Origin of the sequence: Vibrio ouci, from assembly GCF_004551525.1 — a bacterium.
GTDB classification, from domain to species: Bacteria; Pseudomonadota; Gammaproteobacteria; order Enterobacterales; family Vibrionaceae; genus Vibrio; species Vibrio ouci.
This window is the reverse complement of the sequence record NZ_SATR01000031.1, coordinates 17,452-35,486: the sequence shown is the minus strand read 5'-3', so window position 1 is coordinate 35,486 and position 18,035 is coordinate 17,452. Positions and strand designations below refer to the sequence as shown.

Here is an 18,035-nt window from a genome sequence, read left to right as displayed (position 1 = left end):
TCCTTGTTTGGCAGAGAATTCATGGATCTCAATGCGCTTTACATGCAGTCAATAGGGGAGGTTGCTTGGGAGTGTTCCCCAGTTGATTCAGTAATTCTCAAGAAAAATGGCTTCTACTATAAGTTAAAAGGGATTGAGTCGCAGATAGATGAAGGACCTCATGTGGTACCAGAGGGCCGCAAACTGGATCGCAGCGAGAGCAGAGTTGATTGCCGACCCCTTAATTATTATGCACACACATTAGTCATTCGAAAAGAAGAATTAGATAGGTTCATTTCAGCTCAAGATGATGAGGCTCCCGTAAAGCCAACACCGACTGGAGATGAGCAGTCTTTGGCTTGGAAGGAGCGAAATAGCTACCTTGTCTTAATTGCTGCACTGAGTGAACACCTGAAAATTGATCCTCGAGCTAGGGGAGTTGAACTAAAGTATCAATTATTGTCGAGTAATGCGTTTAGCATACTCGATGAGGACGGTATCAGACCAACTCTTAGACCAAAAGGTTTGAAGACTTTATTCAATATGTCCGTTTTGTAATTACCACGATCATTCTCTATATCAGAGAGTGTTTTTCGGGACACATCTACGAGCTTTGCGTAAACATCTTGTTTTAAACCCAGCACATTGATTCGAAGCTCTTTTAGTGCCTGACCTTGAGTTAGTTCGCCAAACAATAGTTGTTTAACTATTTGATTTACTATCCTGGTACGTTCGGCCGCTTTTGGAGGTAGAGTCTTTTTTGATGCTCTTTGAGAAGTTCGAACTCCGAGATTAAGAGTATCAGCTTTCACATTATCATGGCTGTTTGTCTTGTGAGAGCTAGAGACCTGTTTGCGATTATGTCGGAGACGATTAACTACATCATTTATAGACTCTTTGGATGAACTCATAACAACCCCCATTTTTTCAATTTTTCAGGAATATAATTTAATCCAATCGCTGGCATTTCAATGATCTGCTCTGGAACACCACGCACTATCAGTCTTTCTTTAAGATCGAGACAATTTTTTGCGGTACCTCTAAGCTCGTTAAGCAAAAACTCGCTCGGTACAAGGTCAGACAGTGATTCTGTAATACCGATAAAATTGTAAGTGCCTCCAACTTCTAGTGGGGCTTTCCACTTTGTCGTTCTTGGAATACCTTCAGGATCCGCTTTCATTGGAGCAAAATCGTAGATAGGGGCTAACTTAATATAACCATCACCTTTCAAGAATGAGGTGTTTCTACCATGATTGTCGCTATTGCCAAATAGGATGTTGAGTAAATCTCTCTTAACCCACTCTACAACAAAGCTTCTAACATCAAATTTATACCCTTGATTTTGCACCATATGACTATGGGTGATTTTTTCAATTAACGCTCTAATCGTCGCTTCATGCTCTAGAGTAACGCCTGCTCCTTTATTCAAAATGGAGTAAACGGACTCCATTCCGAATTTTTCAATCTGTTGCTCTTCGTTAAAACGAATATCAAATCTAGGTAACCATAAAGAAGGGTAGTTTAATCCTTCTTCTAATCGCATATTTTGGATTGGGATGGTCTCAAAACCCATAGCGGTGAGTTCGTGATAATAATAGAACTCAGCTCGAAGAATATTACAGTCAACAGTGCTTCTTGAGCCTCTAGGATACTTAACTAAATAGTGTGGATCTTGGTTGGTGTTATCATCTTGATAAGGGTCTATCCATATCTTATTTTGATCTGTATCTCCAGTAGAGCAACGCAATATTAGTTTCGGTGCTTCACCACCTGCACCTGTTGCGCCGCCTGCTGCAGCCCCTCTTTGTTGAGCATAATCTAAAAAATCACTTGCGCGGTTTTTTACATCGTCTAAAGAAAAGTAGAGGGTATCGGACTCTTCATAGCGTTCGGGTAGAGAGTCTTTTACTCGCAAGTTGCCGATAGGCGACATTGTGCCAAACTTTAATAAAACATAGTTTTGTTCATCAATTGAAAGATCTTCAATGTCTAGATGTTTGACCCAATAGCGTCTGCTTGCTCCACTTGGCATGATGTCATCAAGAAAACTTAGCCATCCAGGCCTCCCCATATCATCAAAGAAAAAAGATACAGGTAGGTTCATTGATACGGCGTGTAGGTCATCCTTTTCGTGATGTTCTAATGCGTAGTCTCCGAGGTAATTGAGTTCCGTCACTCGGAAGTTGTTCTGTTCACTTTTAGGAAATGAAATGACAGCAATGTCTAACCATTCACCTTTGACAAAAGCTTGTATGTTTAATTCTTCCATTGAGGACTCCACTCTATTCCTGAGTAGTATAATACTCATAAGGCTTGGTTTTATCAATTAATGTATAAGATATTACTCATTAGCGGGCAAGGAAGCCTGTGTAGGCTTCCAGTTTAGAGATCAGCTCGTTGTTCAAATTTGCATGGTAGTGCGGAGCATACAGTATTGCGTCTTGCTCATTAAGAGTTAGTTATTTCCATATGTGTTGTGGGTAAAAATAGGTTCATCGCGGTTTCCGGGGAAGGCCGCTTTTATTTTTAAAAAGAAGTAGTCCGTGTCTCTGTAGCCATAGCCCATCCGTTCGATCAGTTTTATCTTGTTATTGATCCCTTCTAGCGTGCAAGTATTCAGATGATATGAAGCCGATGCTACGATACCGTGAAGGTAAGGTTTACGTTTTCTAGCGAAGTTGATGAGAGGCTGTATGCCACACCTGCTGCCACCATACTTCCTATAATCCTTGAGCTTGTTCCTCGGAGTCACAATACCAAAGCTCCTTGAGGTGAGCCCCGAGTAAGTGCGTTACCATGAGGTCTCGGTTAATCGATAGTATTTCATCAAGATAGCTTTGCTGCTTTATGCTCAAGTTCTCTCGGTTTTTCAAAAGAACCCATCGAGAACGTTTTATTCAACGACGAGCTTTTTTGTCAGTCTTTAGTTGATTAGTTTGGTCTACACGAACTCTGTCCATGACTTCTCGACTGAACTTAGCCACGACATGAAACAAGTCATAGACAATACGCGCATTTGGGCAATGCGCCTGCACTTCGAGATCAAAAGCGGTGTTCATATCCATCGCCACAACTTCAATGTTAGCAGCATTATCACCAAGTTCTTCAAAGAAAGGGCGAATGTCCTTTCGGCTTCGGCCTATGCCACTCCAAAGCACTTGATGACTTTGTGCGTCAGCGATGACGGTAGCGTACCGATGACCTTTAAAAATAGTGAACTCGTCCATAACAAGCTGACGCAAATCACTCCAAGGCACCTCTGGTACAACTCGTTTAAGACGTTGTTTATCCATTTCCTTAATCGTATGCCAACGCACTCCAGTCAGCTCGGAGATATGCTTGATGGGTAACAGCGGGAGCAGTTTCTCGATATAACCTTTTAAACGATTTGTAATTCGTGAATATGAAGCAACCCAAGATCTTGCCTCGGCTTTGACTCCAAAAGAAGAACAGTTTATCCGTCGAGTTTGTACCACAAGCTCAACAGGAGTATCGAACATCATGGCTTCTTTTAGAACTCGCCACTGATAGTCATGGACAGAGTTAGATGTGCGACCACATTGACACATAGCTGTGGGATCAGGCTTTAAAGTGATTGTTATTAAAGAATTAGTTGTGTGGGACTTTATGATCTGAAAGCCTTTATAGAAGGAAGATAGGAAAGTATTATTCGGCATGAAAACGGTAGTTTTTGGAAGGTTGTGTTTGATGATGTAACCATACCATTAACTGCCGTTTTTGTTTCTGCTCCCGCTAATCCGCGAAGAATCTAAAAATAGCCACTGTTCACGCTTTAAATAAATTTCATCGGTGATTGATTGGAAGACGTATTTGCCAATAATGATAATTATACTACTCATTATTTTGATTTTTCTTCATTTATGTAACTTTAACTACTCATTAGTTATTTAAAGAGTTCGAGCCTGAGAAACAAAAGTTGGGAGTATCAGGTTCTGTTCATTTTTTAGGTTTGTTCATAAAAAATGAACAGGGGAAGTAAATGAACACTTGATGTGTTTTTATCTCGAAGAGATTTCGTTAGCGTATAGGTGGCTATGGCATTTAGGGCTGGTAGGTTGCCCTGGCAATGAAGCTTGCCATTGGCAGTTACACATGATGCATTCGAATGTTGCTGTTCTTTTGGATATCGCTGGCGGCATCTAAATTATGTATTTAAGTTGCTGTGTAAATTTGCTTATGTTTGGTTTGATTTTTGTTGGTGTACACCTACGGTGTGCCTATTCATTGAGGTTACCCCAATTTTTCTCCTCGATAGGTCGAATTTCCTCAGTACCTAGCTTATTTGTCCATATTTACAATACAACTTATGAGTTGTTTTTTGTGTTTTGTACAACTTAAAAGTTGTTTGAGGTGTGTGTTGAAGAATATTGATGAAATTGCAGCGCTGCTCATTGAGCAACGTAAAAAGCTAGGTATTGAACAAAAAGATATGTACATGCGAATCGGCATGAAGCAGCAACAGTATCAACGCATTGAAGCGGGTAGTGACGTAAAACTATCGACCTTGCTTAGAGTGCTGGAAGGGCTTGATTTAGAGCTTTCTATTGTTCCTAAGAGAGGTAAAGCGACATCTTTCCTAGTCGAGGATAGCCAACGTGAATTTGGCAAAAATAAGCTAGAAGATGACTCTGATGATCTTGGTTTTTGGTTCAACTCAGAGGATAACTGATGATTAAGCAGATCGAGAACGTTGAAGGCTTAAACATTCAACGACAAGGTACGGGTAACGCAGGGAGGCATACCCCTAGCGCTTTGTGGTGCTACCAACACCGCTAACTCCGACGGGAAAGACAGGGTTGGTCTCATCGTGATGAGCAGACTGACGACCGATCCCCAGATTTTTCATTTTCGATCGAAGTGTACTGGGATGTACATCCAGCCGCTTTGCTGCGCCAAATGGGCCTTCGATACGCCCGTGACAGTCGTTGAGCGTTTGAACGATATGCCGACGAATGACTTCATCGAGCGTCAGGGGGCGATCCCGTTGGGTAGTGGGTGGCGAATGAGTTTCGGATGTATGTGGCGGGGATGGATCAGAGAGTACCAGTGAATCTTCTATCGCCAGATAGTGTCCTTCCCCCAAAATCGCGGCTCGTTCAATGATGCCTTGGAGCTCACGGATGTTTCCTGGCCAGTCATATTGCTTGAGATACTCTATCTGGCTTTCGGTAGGGAAGCGAACCGGGAGCCCTAATTTTGTCGAGGCTTTGTGTGACAGGTGTTTACAGAGATCGTCTAAGTCGATAAATCGTTGCCTCAGTGGCGGAAGCCAAATGGGGAAAATGTTGATGCGAAAAAGTAAATCTTCGCGAAAGCGTCCTTGACTGACGGCTTTGTTAAGATCTCGATGTGTGGCGGCAATGATGCGCACATCGACATTAATTGGTTGTTCACTGCCGACGCGAGTGAGCGTCCCTTCTTGAAGGACACGCAGTAAACGTACCTGAGCGGGCAAACTCAGCTCTCCAATTTCGTCTAGGAACAATACCCCATCATCGGCTTGTTCAAACCAGCCTTTTTTTCGATGAGTGGCGCCGGTAAAACTCCCTTTTTCATGACCAAATAGTTCTGAATCGATCAATTCACTGGGGATCGCCCCGCAGTTGACGCGAATGAAGGGCTGCTTTTTTCGGTATGAATGTTCATGGATATACCGAGCAATCATCTCCTTGCCGGCACCGGTCTCCCCCAAAATCAACGCGGATGAATCCGTCTTGGCAACGAGACGTACGTTACGCATGGTTTTTTTAAGCCCTTTAGTCTGGCCGATTATGATCATACAAGTCCCTCCCTTTTAGTGTCGCGACGTTCAGAGTAAAAGAAGGCAGTGTTCAGGCGAAATAGGTTTTTCTTCCATGGCCTAAGAGAAAGTTATAAACACCCCTGCAAAAAATCGCGGGCGCAAAGTGGTCACTGAAATTCCGTGACATATCGAGGATAAACCGCGGCTCGTCGCTGAAAGTGTAAGTGGAAATTTTAATAAATTCATTTAATACAATGACTTACTGGTTGGCACTGTTTTTGATTATAGGGACTAAGACGGCGTGGAGTTGTTTGCCAACGCATCATCAACCATAAGGGGATTGATATGAACAAAAAGGTTAGCCATTTTTATTTCAACTTGGGGGGACTGCTCTGTGTACTGCTCACTCTGTCATTGCCAGTTCATGCAGAAAAAACATTGCTGAACGTCTCTTACGATCCGACGCGTGAGTTTTATGCTGAGTTCAATCGAGCGTTTGTGAAACATTATCTAGAAACGACGGGTGAGTTGGTCACGATCCGGCAATCACATGGTGGTTCAGGCAGTCAGGCGCGTGCGGTGATCGCGGGTCTTCAAGCTGACGTTCTGACGCTGGCGTTGGCCTATGATATTGACGCGGTACAGAAACGGACACAATTGTTTGACGACGACTGGCAGCAGGACTTGGCGGAAGACAGCGCGCCTTATACTTCAACGATTATTTTCCTGGTACGTAAAGGGAACCCGAAGAACATTCAGGATTGGGACGACTTAATCAAAGATGGGGTTGAAGTGATCACCCCCAACCCCAAAACTTCGGGAGGGGCAAGATGGAATTATCTGGCGGCCTGGGCGTACGCAAACCAAGCCTTTGAGGGGAATGAACAGAAAATTAAGGCGTTTGTGGGCCAGTTGTATCGCAACGTACCAGTTTTAGACTCGGGTGCGCGCGGTTCGACCAATACCTTTGTGCAAAACGGCGTTGGGGATGTCTTACTCGCTTGGGAAAATGAAGCGCTGCTTGCAACGAACAGACTGAATCTGGGTGATCAGTTTGACATTGTGGTTCCTTCAATGAGCATTCTGGCGCAGCCTTCCGTCGCGGTCATGACTAAGCGAGCCAAAAAAAACGGTGTGCTCGATGAGGCGAAGGCTTATCTGAATTATCTCTACAGTCCAGAAGGACAGCGCCTAGCTGCCAGACATTATTTTCGTCCCGTTTATCCTCATCTGACAAGCCCTCTGGATCTGGCGCGATTTGCTCCTATCCCTGCACGACATCTTGTCAAAGTTGACGACCCGTTGTTTGGTGGCTGGGCTCAGGTGCAGAAGACGCATTTCGCTGATGGCGGAGTGTTTGATGAAATTTATGCCCCGAGACGACCAGAATGAGTGCGTGGAAACAACATACGGTGATCCCAGGTTTTCGCTTGAGTTTAGGTTACACCCTGTTTTACGTCGGTCTGATTATCCTCTTACCTATCGCGGCGCTGGTGGGGGAGACGTTGTCGATGTCTGCTTCACAGCTCTGGACTGTGATCACCGATGAACAGGTACTGGCATCCTTTCGTCTTTCGTTCGGGACCGCTTTGTTTGCGGCGTCGATGAATGTGGTATTTGGTACCTTGGTGGCGTGGGTACTGGTCCGGTACAGCTTTCCGGCAAAGCGAATCTTTGATGCACTGATTGACTTGCCCTTTGCCCTTCCGACGGCAGTGGCTGGCATTGCTTTGGTGGCGATATATGGCCCGCGCGGTTTATTGGGAGAAGGGCTTCTGGCGGTCGGCATAAAAGTGGCGTATACGCCAGTAGGGGTCACCCTGGCGCTTATCTTCGTGGGGTTCCCCTTTGTTGTGAGGACGGTGCAGCCGATCCTGCAGGCGTTTGAGTGCGAGATAGAAGAGGTGTCGGCTTCACTGGGCGCATCGCGAATGCAAACGGTCAGTAAGGTTATCATCCCTCAATTATTCCCGGCGTTGTTGACGGGGTTCTCGCTCGCGCTGGCGCGGGGAATAGGGGAGTACGGCTCGGTGATTTTCATTGCGGGCAACCTCCCTTATGTTTCGGAGATCACGCCGTTGCTGGTGGTTTCCAGGCTGGAACGTTTTGACTATACCGGTGCGACGGCAATTGCGTGTAGCATGCTGGCATTTTCGCTGGTGATCTTGATGGTTATTAATGGGCTTCAGGGGCGTTTGATGAGGCGGTATCACTCCCATTCCGGAGGTGTGGTATGACGGATGTGATGAATTCAGAGGTGTCGGTATCACGTCCTTCGATGTATGTTCATGCCGAGGCGACGACGGAGCCGCTGTGGGTACAAAGGGTATGTTTGCTGGTGGCATTGCTGTACATGTTGCTGTTCCTTTTCCTGCCACTAGTGATGGTTTTTAAGCAGGCTTTTGAGGCGGGGTGGGAAACTTACCTGGCGGCGCTGAGAGAGCCTGATGCGCTAGCAGCCATTAAGCTCACGCTATTGGTTGCTGGGATCTCAGTGCCACTCAATCTGTTGTTCGGCGTAATGGCAGCCTGGGCGTTGACCAAATTTCATTTTGCTGGCAAGCGCATCTTGATGAGTTTGATTGATTTGCCCTTCACGATCAGTCCTGTGGTGGCGGGTCTGAGTCTGATTTTGCTGTTTGGTGAGTTTGGCTGGTTTCACGACTGGTTGTCTGTACTAGGGATCCAGGTGGTGTTTGCCGTGCCAGGGATTGTACTTGCGACTTTGTTGGTGACGTTTCCTTTTGTGGCTAGAGAGTTGATCTCGTTAATGGAGGCACAAGGGAGCGATCAGGAGGAGGCGGGCAGAATTCTGGGGGCATCTGGCTGGCGAATATTCTGGTCGGTCACGTTGCCGAACATTCGTTGGGCTTTGTTCTATGGGGTGATCCTGACCAATGCCAGAGCTATGGGGGATTTTGGGGCCGTATCGGTGGTGTCCGGTCATATCCGAGGCCTGACCAATACGCTGCCGCTTCATATTGAAGTGGTGTACAACGAATATCAGTTCAGCGCGGCATTTGCCTGTGCTTCTTTACTGGCGTTGTTGGCCATTGTCACGCTTATTTTACAGTCGTTGATTGAATACAAACAAAAAGAAGGAAAGGTGTCGTCATGAGTATCGAGGTCTCCGCATTAACGAAACGGTTTGGTCAGTTTGTGGCGCTGAATAACGTCAGTATTCGCTTTCCAGAAAATGGGCTGATTGCCTTACTTGGTCCTTCTGGGTGTGGCAAGACGACGTTGCTTCGTGTGATTGCCGGGTTGGAGCGGCCGGATTCGGGGCTAGTGAAGGTGAAAGGATGTGAGATCTCCGGTTTGGATATTCGCCAGCGCCAGATAGGGTTTGTTTTTCAGCACTATGCGCTGTTTAAGCACATGAGTGTGTTTGACAATGTGGCATTTGGGCTTCGCGTGAAAGCGCGAGGACAGCGTTTGTCGACGTCGGCTATCAAACGAAAAGTGGACGAGTTACTGAATCTGGTTCAACTGGACTGGTTAGCCGGGCGTTATCCGGCGCAGTTATCCGGAGGCCAGCGTCAGCGGGTGGCGCTGGCGAGGGCGCTCGCCATCGATCCTCAGGTTTTGCTGCTTGATGAACCGTTTGGTGCGCTGGATGCTCAAGTCAGGAAAGAGTTGAGACGATGGTTACGAGAGTTGCATCAGTCATTGAATACCACCAGTTTGTTTGTCACTCATGATCAGGAGGAGGCGCTTGAAGTGGCCGATCGCGTAGTGGTCATGAATCAGGGGACGGTTGAACAATATGGTTCACCGGAAGAGGTGTATAATCAGCCTGCGAGCGAATTTGTGTATCGATTTGTTGGGTCGTCAAATCGGCTGTATAAAACGGCTGGTGGTTACACGTTTTCTTATGATGGTGATATCGCTACGTCTGAGCGATGGTATTGTCGTCCTCATGATGTTGACGTCTTTACGTCGCCGACGTCAGATGCTGCCTTCGCCAGAGTCAGCCGAACACTTTCGCTTGGGTGTGTTGTGAGAATTGAAGCGTTAACGCTGAACAAGCAGTCGATTGAAGTGGAAATCGCCAATCAGGATCCTCTGATTTCCCGTATCACGCCTGGTGACCACATTTGGTTACGGCCGCGACAGACATGTCGTTTTAGCCAGCCACTCAGCAATGATAATGCACTATAACTAAATACATTTGACCTTAATGTGCCATCTTATTTCAGAGAGACGGGATCTAAAATAATGATCAGGCTAACCTAGATTCGGTATGTTGGTTATTGGGTGTGCACCGTCTTCACATGCAATCTTGCTGTATGAGTGAAGGCGTGAACACCAAGCGCCGGGCTATCTTCGATCAGTTTTTTGCCACGTTTTCGTGCTATCAGCGCCCAAACACGGTAATAGTTTATGACTGATTGATGAAGCCTCTATACTGTGAAAACTAGTCTCACGATCATAGATGGCTGAACGAATAACATATTTATCTCCAATAGTTATGAACAGAAGAATAAAATGAACGCTCGATTATCGAGTTGTCGCGAACCACTATGGCAAGGTGGGTTATCCAACAATATTTGCGCCATACATTTTAACTTGGCGTTCTGCAAAATCGGTGTACATTATGAAACTAAAATGAAAAGACCAAGGGTGGCGAGTAAACAAGAGACTGCCTTCCTTCTAAGGTTGGTGTTCTCGTGTAAAACGAAGTAACCAAACAGAACATCGAGGATGAAGGCGCCTTGAAATATGGCCATGACTAAACTCAACGCGTTGGTGTTTAGCACTTCTAAGAGAAAGTAGTAGCTCGCTGTGCCACAAGCGGCGGTTATTACTGCGTTAACTAGCACTGTTTTGATCAACCTATAATGAATTTTAAACAGTAGGGGGGTCAAAAGAGCCGTTCCAGAAAAACCGATAAAAAGAACAATGCTAGAGGGTAAGTACAGCGTAAGCACTTTATCAATGCCTATAGCAACCGTGAGAAAAATCGGGGCGAGCCACGCGTGGAGATTGGCGGAAAAAAGATGATTTGTTTGGTCCCTTTTGCTGATGAGCATTGAAGCAACAAGTATGAGTATAACGCCCATTATTTGAAGGAAAGTCAGCGTCTCATTTAAAAGGCTTACTCCGAACAGAGTACTCCAGATGATCTTTGTCTTAGAGATTATCGAAACAACGCCTAGTTCAATTGAGGCTCGAGCCTTAAACGTCGAGTATGCAAATCCCATCCAGGAGAAAATACTGGATATAATTAAAAGAAACAGCTCCCGCATGTCGGTTTTATTGTCGCTCAGTGTCGGAGTGTGTCCGATTTCAAAGATAACAAACATCCCAGCGAGTACACTGCATGTGACTTGATAAACCAGTAAATATTCATTGCATAAAGGCGTTTTTTTCAGAAAGACTCGTGATATCCATTTGTCTAGTGAACTAAATATAACAGCGAGAGCCAGAACATAGTCATGGCCAGTCATTGTTTCTTTAACTTGATTGACGTCTTACACTTTATAAGGTCAAACAAGTTTCCATAATCGCAATGACTGTCTTCTCCTTTGGTAATTGCGACATGATGATAGTCCGTTTCGATCTTAGCAATGACATTGGGAATAACACTTTGTAGCATGATTAACTCAAAGACTAATTTACTCAAAGGCGTACCAGGAAATAATTCTTTTTCCTGAAACTCTCCAGGCCAGTGTGCCCATCCCCAATCCTCAATGATGTATATTCCTCCTGGCGTTAGATAAGGGAACGCGGTTAAAAACGTGGTTTTTGTGGGTTCATATAAATGGCTACAGTCATCAATTATCAGATCAACATTTCTTTTGGGGAAGTGTAAGTCGAAAATATGACTTAACGTGTTCACATCATCTTGTTTTACCCCGCAGTAAGGCGTAATGGATGCGTGCGCTAGAGAACTCTTGCGGTATTGACTTAACGATGGGTGTTCCTGGCGCTCATCGATGCCCACGATGGCATCAGGAGTGAAGATTTTATCCAATAAGACGAGGCTAGCACCATGATACAGACCAAACTCAACAATGTTCTTCGGAGTTAAAGGGGCACAAATTCTAGCCATTGATTTGGAGAAAGAAGGGTCTTTCACTAATACGAAATTATTTGGGGTGCTTTTCTTTTTTGGACTTCCCCACGAAACTAAATGGAATTTAACGTCGTCTATAGAAAAGAGTTCTTTATTATGCCATCGTATTTTCCCCCAAGGGTATTCATTATTATCCATGGTTATTATTAGCCAGATTGTTTGATAGCCCTTAATAATAACCGCACACATCATCCAAAATTAATAAATTAAGATTAATTTTGGATCTGTTAATACTTTACTTTATTTCGAATTAATTGAATTTTTCGGTGAAGTGTTGATGGTGTCGGGTTCATTATTTCGGAATTATCTATCTATGGGTAAAATGTGGCCTCAACTGAGGACACCTTTGGCATTAGCGATCTTAAAAACGGACGATAAATGGCTTACGGACGCTGGTTCTTTTAACTTGAACGATCTGGAATTGAGTAGATATCAAGCACAAATTTTAGTGGAAACTGCCATTAAAGAACACAACAAATATAACCTGCCTACGGACAACTTGACGCTTGAAAGTATGAGGTACGAATGGAAAAAAAGTCTTAATGCGGCGAATACTCTCGTGGATAGCTATGAACAACAAATTATAAATAGGCTGACTCAAAGCAGAGTTGATAGTGTGAGACATAAAAGTCGTTCCGAGTTTCTTGAAGTCATTGGAACGAGTGTTTTTTTGCTCAAACAGGATAAAACTGCAGCGCAAATGTTTCGTGAGTCCTTTGCGTTGGAAAATGGTAGAGAAGTGAGGTGCGCATTGGTGGCACAGATGAGAGGTAAACTACTCGCAGTGGGTGGAAATGAGAAAACGGCATTCCATCAGTTGGCCGCTTTAGGGCTCGATGAACATTACATCAACAATGAAAAAAGGTTATCAGGTTGCTACTAATTGCCACTAACCAATTTTTGGCTTGCGTTGGGCTACGAACGGCTAACCATTCGTCGTTCAATTTTCACTATACAGGGTCTTAGTCGTCTCCCTCAACCACCCTACTTTAGGATTCTGGTTATTGCGTTTGTGCCAAATAATTGTCAATGGAATGAGTAATTTATGCTGATATTTTCCCGCGATGGGAATAGGCAAGGCGACTAAGTTGGGGTGGGGCTGTTCGCAGTATCGCTGGCAATACTTTGGTGCCGTGGTTAGCATTTGATGGTCGGGCCTTCTTAGCGTACAGATACCTTCTTCGTCACAGGACAGCACTCATGAAATTAATAATAACAAATAGCTTTTAATAAACAGTGAAAAGGGACGCGTTAGTTTAATCTTTGACCCGTGAGCCATTTCGTAAATGTGTAACAACTCTTTTATCACATGAGAGTGGTCCTGAGGCGCAGAGTATGGCAAATGATAGTGTCAGCGAACGAATTTCACTCGTGAACAGACTCGTTGGAGCGCCTTCAGCGCTGCTGGCGTCGGGGCTCCTGGGTTTAGAAACGGTAAACGCTGGCAATTTCAGAATGTTATCACGACTAAGGCCACCAGGAGAACAGACGTTGAGTATCGAAGGTAATGGTCAATTTGATCTACCGCTCACGTTTAGAGAGGGCAAGATATCGGCCCAAAATTTTAGCGAGTGCCTCACCGCCTCCAAATCCCAACGATAAGGCTACCGAATGCGCGGCTTCCTGATTTGTCACTGTTTCGTCTTGTTGCTCTCTGTCTCGGCCTACGCCAAGGTAGATGAAAATCTCGGGATAACATCTCAGGGGATACCAAGTGAAGTGAGGCAATCAGGCGCGCAAGCTCAGGAGGCAACCCCGCGTTCAACCCTCAAGCAATTTGAGCAGGCCATCCAGTCTTATTTGTCCACTCACCGGATCGAGCAAGGGGTGATTGGTATTGTTCAGCGTGAACGGTTGGTGCACCTCAAACAATACGCAAAACAACCCCAAGCCAATCGGCCAGAGCAGTTGTACCGTATCGCGAGTGTCTCGAAAGTACTCACTCTGATCGCCGTGCTCGACCTGGCTCAGAAGGGTGTAGTATCGCTGAGTGACAAACCCTTTTCCGAGTCGGGAGTCCTGTTCAATGAATGGGGGGACTTACCCTACCAACCTGAGGTCGCATCCATCACTCTTGACCATCTTCTGCGTCATCGTGCGGGGCTCAGCCAGCAACTCGATCGGCGACTTTTTCTTGAGCCCGACTTGGCGCCCGCTACGGTTTTCCAGTTGTTGTTAAACCAAATTCCGCTCAGCTTTTCGCCCGGGGCTCAGGAGAGCTATTCGAATGTCGGTTATGTCGTGCTCGGGGCCGTGGTCCGAAAAGTGACCGGGATGAGTGTGTACGAATACCTCGCGCGTGATACGTTCAAGCAAATCGCCGATTTCCGTCTCACCGCCTCGGGAGGGGTGAGTCGAATAGGGGAGGAAGTCGAGTACCGCTCTGAGTATTTCGAATTGCCTTACGCACTCAACATGTCCAACATAAGTTCGGCGGGAGGGATGGCCACGAATGCAAGGTCGCTGGTTCAGGTTCTAATGCGCATTGATCGATTGGAACGGGTGCCGGATGTGCTGCGTGAGCCCTGGAGCAATTACGATTATCTCGGCTATGACACTTGGTTCCTGTTCGGTTCACTGCCGGGCAGTTCGGCTCTGATCGGGCGACTTAATGATACGTATTCTGTGGTTGCGCTGTTTAATGGGCGAAACCCTGACATTGATGCGCAGCGCAATGACCTCATCAAGATCTTGTCCCATTTTTCTGGTGCGACTGAGTGGGAAGCCGCGGGCTCCGAATAGGTGGTATCTATTGGAGATAGGCACAATTGCGTTCTGTCTTTAGGAAGGAGAGCACCCCAACAGGCGGCCATATTATATTATCCAGTACGTAGGTAAGCCATTTCGCACCGGAGTCTGCTGTCCTTACCGCGCCGGAATTCAATGGGGAACACAAGTCCTTGAACGTTTTGCTAAACAAGTGGTGCTCGGTGACGGATTCGTTAGAAAGCAGGGCCGATCACAATGAGCGATTGCAAGAAACCATCGGGACGTTTTTTCGTTCGACTGAATTTGACGTGAGCCTTTATCGTTGTGGAAAACAGAGTCCGGGGCAATCTGGATACCCGGATTTCTCAATAAAAGCATCTCTGAAAATGTGCTCAATTGAGCACGTGTGGGCACAAGCAATTCGTTAGGTAAACACTATCTATTTAGCCAGCAACTTAGCCATAATAACGCACTATAACTAAATGTATTTAACCCTAATAGGCAATATTGAAATCGACAGATTATCAATACTGCTTATTAGATATTTTATGGTAAATCCTTTATGTTCAATGGATTAGGTGGAAACCGAGGAGTGGCATAGGAATTCGCAGGCGCTTACAATGTTATTTAACATAATGTACGTAATGCGTACTTGACATGACATGACATGTAAGCGCAAAGTTGTAATGTCACTATTTATCAAAGTTAAAATGTCTCTTTAGCACGAGCTCACTAAACTTGGTTCACAGCCCTTAGCTAAGGACATTGAGATGCTAGTGACTATGAGTGCTTCTGACATTAACCGTTTTAAAGTAATTCAAGATGTTTGTGACCGTCGAATCCGCAGAGCCGATGCTGCTGATATTTTGAGTTTAAGCGTCCGACAAGTTCAACAGTTGGTGTAAATAGATGTGTGAAACCATGGGTAAGGACACCTAACTCATGGCTATCAGAGAGTACATCCAGCCTGGTTATTTTATTCGGCAATGTCGCTTCCATTACTCGCCCTCAGAAAAAAGTGTTTCTATCTCATCCCAATCAGGCAGTGAATGGGACTTAGGTATGACAGAAAACTGTAAGTCCAGCGAATCAAGGAGTCTCTCAAAGATATCAAACGAGCCAGTAAAGCGGCCATTCTCAATTTCAGAGATCGTTGTTTTGTTGATTCGGGTAATTTTAGCGAGTTCCGCTTGAGTCAGTTGCTTCTGTTTCCTGCTTTGTTTGACCTGCTTGCCAATGTTACTACGTGTAGCCATACTGCCTCAAAATGTTAGCTATATACCTAACATTACCAATATATCGTTGTAGTCATTTTAGGGTCATCAACACTCGGAAAAAGATCATCAGCATTGTAGTTTCTTTGTTTTAACCTCCCTCCTTAAATGAGGATGTGCGCATATCAACACGTGAATGTGAATCCCCAACTCTTATGGTGGCTTTAAGTCATCGTTCAACTTTCCAGAGTAAGTAAGATTCAGTGAGCTTTTGAGAGCCTTTTTGCTGAACGAATAACCGGCTTGATATTTGTTGTTTTCCGCGGATGTGGATGGTGTGATTTCCTATGATATCTTGCAAAAGAATGTGCAACATACGGATTGGGTTCTGTCCGTTGGCTAATTAATACTGCTTCCTGCCATTGCTGGGGGGATTGTTGTCAGCATCAGTAGACCTTCTGAGCAGGGCCCTCACTGCAGGAGGGAGAAAAGCCTGTACCAAATCGAATTTTAACCGTGAGTTTTCAAGAATTACTGGGCAACCCCCGAGTGACTATCGGTTATGATTCAAGAAAGGCAACGATGTCGGCCAGCATCGCCTGATGTAACTGGAGCCGTGGGGTGGCTGCCCCATCGCTGCAAACAATACTGTCGCCGGGGTTTTCGGTTGCCATCATCGCTTTTGCACTCGGCTTACAGCGTTGCATGAAACTGAAATGACTCGCTGCTTCGTAGACTTTGTATCGTCTTAGGTTCAGAGGTAGATGCTCCGCAATATAGCCCGATTCATGGGCTTGCGGGATCTCGACAATATCGATACCCGCCGCCAGGATCAGACTGGGTACCTTAGTCTCTTTCAGGCTTTTAACGGACAAGCTTCGGGCAACCCCCAAGTCGAGACTGATCACGCGCTTAATCCGAGGATCGGATAAGTCGTTGTGGTTTGGCTCGGTGCCCTGAATACGAGAGAGCCCCAGTTTTTCGGAAAGCTCGCATATCAGTGGGCTAGGAAATGTCAGACATCCGGCTTTGAGCTTCGGCCGGTCAATTTGGGCCCCCGCCAACTGCATCACGGTCCACCCCCCTAACGAGTGGCCAATGGCGGAGATGTTGCTGGTGTCCAGAGCGTGCTTCCAGCGGGGCTCGGTTTGCAGGTATGTGAGGAGTCGTGATACATCTCGAGGTCTTTCCCACCATTGAGCCGCATGCTGTGGCGAGAGATCGAGTGCGGTGGTGCCAGGGTGATCCGCGGCGGCGACGATGTAGCCACGACGGGCAAGCGCAGAGGCCAACCAGTTCAGACTGCGCCAACTTCCCAGATAGCCGTGAGAAAGCACCACCACCGGAAACTTGCCCGGACTGAGGTCGGCATTATGAATGACACTTGTGCCGATAAACAGCGCAGTGTCACCCACGCGAATGCGGTCAGACACCGCTTGCGTGGGGTACCAAATGGTGGTGTTCAGTGGACGCGCCGGGTTGTCTTTGAGGATCACCTGTCTGAACCCAGTCTCAGCGGCGAACGACAAGGTCGACAGAGAAAGCAAAGCGGCAAACAGTAAGAGTGTCCATTTCATAGGGTGTGCTCCAATTGAGTTTATCGGAGGCATTATCGGGGAACTTCAGCAATCCAAACTAGTTATTAATTATTTATAAACATATTCTCGTGACTCTCTTTTACTGATAGAACGGAATGGGTGCGTATATTAAGAGAGTATCGTGAGCAAGACGTTTTCTTTGAGCGACAGTGTCATTGGCGATGTAGTTGATTTCGCTGATCAAATGACAGTCCCGGTGATGGTAAAAGACAAACAGGGAAAGTATCTGTATGCGAACCAGTCCAGTGTCGAGTTGTTCGGTCTCAGCCAGCAAAGCGACTTGATGATCACCGATGGCTTTATGGCGTCTTATTCAAGTGCGATGTTACTCCTCGCGGCACTCTGTTCATTATCCTGGTTGATTTTACTGGTCAAGATGAAAAACGTCTCTATGAGCCGCTCGGAAGAAAAACCGTGATCACCATGCTCACCTTTTATATCCAGAATGAAGCCAATTCAGTGGCTTCATCTCATGAGTGTATTGGTCGCAGAGAATTGGATGTGCAAGGTGAGTCAAACGGTGGGGGATTCACACAAGGCGCCCGGTTGACGGACCTTATCGCCGTAGGGCGAACGGGTTAGCCAGCGTCTCGTTAACCGTGAGTGGTTGGAGTGTTCCGGGCATGCCCCGAGTGATCCCCGGAGTTTGTTTCAAACCTATCAAGGTGGCCTCCGTATAGCGGGCTATGACT

At 45.9% G+C, this 18,035-nt stretch carries 17 protein-coding genes and 2 pseudogenes; 10 read left to right on the top strand and 9 right to left on the bottom strand.

Features of this window, described 5'->3' with window-relative positions:
* Window positions 1-21: 21 nt before the first annotated feature.
* Window positions 22-537, top strand: coding sequence for a hypothetical protein (locus ELS82_RS26365; RefSeq protein WP_167489365.1), 516 nt, complete (start codon window positions 22-24; stop codon window positions 535-537).
* Here ELS82_RS26365 and ELS82_RS17755 read toward each other — a convergent pair.
* The 3 genes and pseudogenes from ELS82_RS17755 to ELS82_RS17745 all read right to left on the bottom strand — a co-directional run bounded on the left by ELS82_RS17755 (window position 432) and on the right by ELS82_RS17745 (window position 3,656).
* Entirely contained in the window at window positions 432-902 is a 471-nt protein-coding gene (locus ELS82_RS17755) for a helix-turn-helix transcriptional regulator (RefSeq protein WP_244230807.1), read from the bottom strand. The genes ELS82_RS26365 and ELS82_RS17755 overlap by 106 nt on opposite strands.
* Complete coding sequence (locus ELS82_RS17750; RefSeq protein WP_134836667.1) at window positions 887-2,248, bottom strand: type II toxin-antitoxin system HipA family toxin; 1,362 nt, start codon at window positions 2,246-2,248, stop codon at window positions 887-889. The genes ELS82_RS17755 and ELS82_RS17750 overlap by 16 nt, the downstream gene beginning before the upstream one ends.
* A 186-nt stretch (window positions 2,249-2,434) precedes the next feature.
* Window positions 2,435-3,656: pseudogene (locus ELS82_RS17745) on the bottom strand (ISL3 family transposase).
* 698 nt (window positions 3,657-4,354) lie between these two features.
* Between ELS82_RS17745 and ELS82_RS17735 the strand changes: the two are divergent.
* Window positions 4,355-4,669: a helix-turn-helix domain-containing protein gene (locus tag ELS82_RS17735; RefSeq protein ID WP_244230806.1), complete on the top strand. Its 315-nt coding sequence runs from the start codon at window positions 4,355-4,357 to the stop codon at window positions 4,667-4,669.
* A 75-nt stretch (window positions 4,670-4,744) separates the two neighbouring features.
* On the opposite strand, the gene ELS82_RS17730 is transcribed toward ELS82_RS17735, so the two are convergent.
* Window positions 4,745-5,779 (bottom strand): sigma-54 interaction domain-containing protein, encoded by a 1,035-nt coding sequence (locus tag ELS82_RS17730; RefSeq protein WP_134836666.1) that lies wholly within the window; start codon window positions 5,777-5,779, stop codon window positions 4,745-4,747.
* A 309-nt stretch (window positions 5,780-6,088) separates the two neighbouring features.
* Between ELS82_RS17730 and ELS82_RS17725 the strand changes: the two genes are divergently transcribed.
* The 4 genes from ELS82_RS17725 to ELS82_RS17710 are packed head-to-tail and all read left to right on the top strand — an operon-like array spanning window position 6,089 to window position 9,904.
* Complete coding sequence (locus ELS82_RS17725; RefSeq protein WP_134836665.1) at window positions 6,089-7,135, top strand: sulfate ABC transporter substrate-binding protein; 1,047 nt, start codon at window positions 6,089-6,091, stop codon at window positions 7,133-7,135.
* Complete coding sequence (gene cysT / locus ELS82_RS17720) at window positions 7,132-7,980, top strand: sulfate ABC transporter permease subunit CysT (protein ID WP_134836664.1); 849 nt, start codon at window positions 7,132-7,134, stop codon at window positions 7,978-7,980. The genes ELS82_RS17725 and cysT overlap by 4 nt, the downstream gene beginning before the upstream one ends.
* A gap of 41 nt (window positions 7,981-8,021) precedes the next feature.
* Complete coding sequence (gene cysW / locus ELS82_RS17715; RefSeq protein WP_341867191.1) at window positions 8,022-8,861, top strand: sulfate ABC transporter permease subunit CysW; 840 nt, start codon at window positions 8,022-8,024, stop codon at window positions 8,859-8,861.
* Window positions 8,858-9,904, top strand: a complete 1,047-nt coding sequence (locus ELS82_RS17710) for a sulfate/molybdate ABC transporter ATP-binding protein (protein WP_134836662.1) — start codon at window positions 8,858-8,860, stop codon at window positions 9,902-9,904. The genes cysW and ELS82_RS17710 overlap by 4 nt, the downstream gene beginning before the upstream one ends.
* A gap of 434 nt (window positions 9,905-10,338) precedes the next feature.
* On the opposite strand, the gene ELS82_RS17705 is transcribed toward ELS82_RS17710, so the two are convergent.
* Both ELS82_RS17705 and ELS82_RS17700 read right to left on the bottom strand, forming a co-directional pair.
* Window positions 10,339-11,193, bottom strand: coding sequence for an EamA family transporter (locus tag ELS82_RS17705; protein WP_134836661.1), 855 nt, complete (start codon window positions 11,191-11,193; stop codon window positions 10,339-10,341).
* Window positions 11,190-11,960, bottom strand: a complete 771-nt coding sequence (locus ELS82_RS17700; RefSeq protein WP_167489371.1) for a class I SAM-dependent methyltransferase — start codon at window positions 11,958-11,960, stop codon at window positions 11,190-11,192. The genes ELS82_RS17705 and ELS82_RS17700 overlap by 4 nt, the downstream gene beginning before the upstream one ends.
* Window positions 11,961-12,135: 175 nt before the next feature.
* Here ELS82_RS17700 and ELS82_RS17695 point away from each other — a divergent pair, with 175 nt between their 5' ends.
* A complete protein-coding gene (locus tag ELS82_RS17695) occupies window positions 12,136-12,705 on the top strand; it encodes a hypothetical protein (protein ID WP_134836659.1) in 570 nt (189 codons plus the stop codon).
* 57 nt (window positions 12,706-12,762) lie between these two features.
* On the opposite strand, the pseudogene ELS82_RS26945 reads toward ELS82_RS17695, so the two are convergent.
* Window positions 12,763-12,978, bottom strand: a pseudogene (locus ELS82_RS26945) (HTH-type transcriptional regulator YidZ); the annotation flags it as partial.
* Between the two features lie 455 nt (window positions 12,979-13,433).
* Here ELS82_RS26945 and ELS82_RS17685 point away from each other — a divergent pair.
* Both ELS82_RS17685 and ELS82_RS27360 read left to right on the top strand, forming a co-directional pair.
* Window positions 13,434-14,564, top strand: coding sequence for a serine hydrolase domain-containing protein (locus ELS82_RS17685; RefSeq protein WP_134836658.1), 1,131 nt, complete (start codon window positions 13,434-13,436; stop codon window positions 14,562-14,564).
* A gap of 737 nt (window positions 14,565-15,301) precedes the next feature.
* Window positions 15,302-15,436: a hypothetical protein gene (locus tag ELS82_RS27360; RefSeq protein ID WP_279630707.1), complete on the top strand. Its 135-nt coding sequence runs from the start codon at window positions 15,302-15,304 to the stop codon at window positions 15,434-15,436.
* A 93-nt stretch (window positions 15,437-15,529) separates the two neighbouring features.
* Here ELS82_RS27360 and ELS82_RS17680 read toward each other — a convergent pair whose 3' ends face one another.
* Both ELS82_RS17680 and ELS82_RS17675 read right to left on the bottom strand, forming a co-directional pair.
* Entirely contained in the window at window positions 15,530-15,787 is a 258-nt protein-coding gene (locus tag ELS82_RS17680) for a helix-turn-helix domain-containing protein (protein ID WP_134836657.1), read from the bottom strand.
* Between the two features lie 518 nt (window positions 15,788-16,305).
* A complete protein-coding gene (locus tag ELS82_RS17675; protein WP_134836656.1) occupies window positions 16,306-17,322 on the bottom strand; it encodes an alpha/beta hydrolase family protein in 1,017 nt (338 codons plus the stop codon).
* A 142-nt stretch (window positions 17,323-17,464) separates the two neighbouring features.
* On the opposite strand from ELS82_RS17675, the gene ELS82_RS17670 reads away from it, so the two are divergent.
* Window positions 17,465-17,761, top strand: a complete 297-nt coding sequence (locus ELS82_RS17670; RefSeq protein ID WP_134836655.1) for a PAS domain-containing protein — start codon at window positions 17,465-17,467, stop codon at window positions 17,759-17,761.
* The last annotated feature ends 274 nt before the right edge of the window (window positions 17,762-18,035 follow it).

What these genes read in the sequence shown, in the direction of transcription:
- ELS82_RS17750 (WP_134836667.1), bottom strand. Translation starts at nt 2,248, where the DNA reads ATGGAAGAATTAAACATACAAGCTTTTGTCAAAGGTGAATGGTTAGAC.
- cysW (WP_341867191.1), top strand. Translation starts at nt 8,022, where the DNA reads ATGTATGTTCATGCCGAGGCGACGACGGAGCCGCTGTGGGTACAAAGG.
- ELS82_RS17700 (WP_167489371.1), bottom strand. Translation starts at nt 11,960, where the DNA reads ATGGATAATAATGAATACCCTTGGGGGAAAATACGATGGCATAATAAA.
- ELS82_RS17755 (WP_244230807.1), bottom strand. Translation starts at nt 902, where the DNA reads ATGGGGGTTGTTATGAGTTCATCCAAAGAGTCTATAAATGATGTAGTT.
- ELS82_RS27360 (WP_279630707.1), top strand. Translation starts at nt 15,302, where the DNA reads ATGCTAGTGACTATGAGTGCTTCTGACATTAACCGTTTTAAAGTAATT.
- ELS82_RS17705 (WP_134836661.1), bottom strand. Translation starts at nt 11,193, where the DNA reads ATGACTGGCCATGACTATGTTCTGGCTCTCGCTGTTATATTTAGTTCA.
- ELS82_RS17710 (WP_134836662.1), top strand. Translation starts at nt 8,858, where the DNA reads ATGAGTATCGAGGTCTCCGCATTAACGAAACGGTTTGGTCAGTTTGTG.
- ELS82_RS17680 (WP_134836657.1), bottom strand. Translation starts at nt 15,787, where the DNA reads ATGGCTACACGTAGTAACATTGGCAAGCAGGTCAAACAAAGCAGGAAA.
- ELS82_RS17730 (WP_134836666.1), bottom strand. Translation starts at nt 5,779, where the DNA reads ATGATCATAATCGGCCAGACTAAAGGGCTTAAAAAAACCATGCGTAAC.
- ELS82_RS17685 (WP_134836658.1), top strand. Translation starts at nt 13,434, where the DNA reads ATGCGCGGCTTCCTGATTTGTCACTGTTTCGTCTTGTTGCTCTCTGTC.
- ELS82_RS17695 (WP_134836659.1), top strand. Translation starts at nt 12,136, where the DNA reads ATGGGTAAAATGTGGCCTCAACTGAGGACACCTTTGGCATTAGCGATC.
- ELS82_RS17725 (WP_134836665.1), top strand. Translation starts at nt 6,089, where the DNA reads ATGAACAAAAAGGTTAGCCATTTTTATTTCAACTTGGGGGGACTGCTC.
- ELS82_RS26365 (WP_167489365.1), top strand. Translation starts at nt 22, where the DNA reads ATGGATCTCAATGCGCTTTACATGCAGTCAATAGGGGAGGTTGCTTGG.
- cysT (WP_134836664.1), top strand. Translation starts at nt 7,132, where the DNA reads ATGAGTGCGTGGAAACAACATACGGTGATCCCAGGTTTTCGCTTGAGT.
- ELS82_RS17675 (WP_134836656.1), bottom strand. Translation starts at nt 17,322, where the DNA reads ATGAAATGGACACTCTTACTGTTTGCCGCTTTGCTTTCTCTGTCGACC.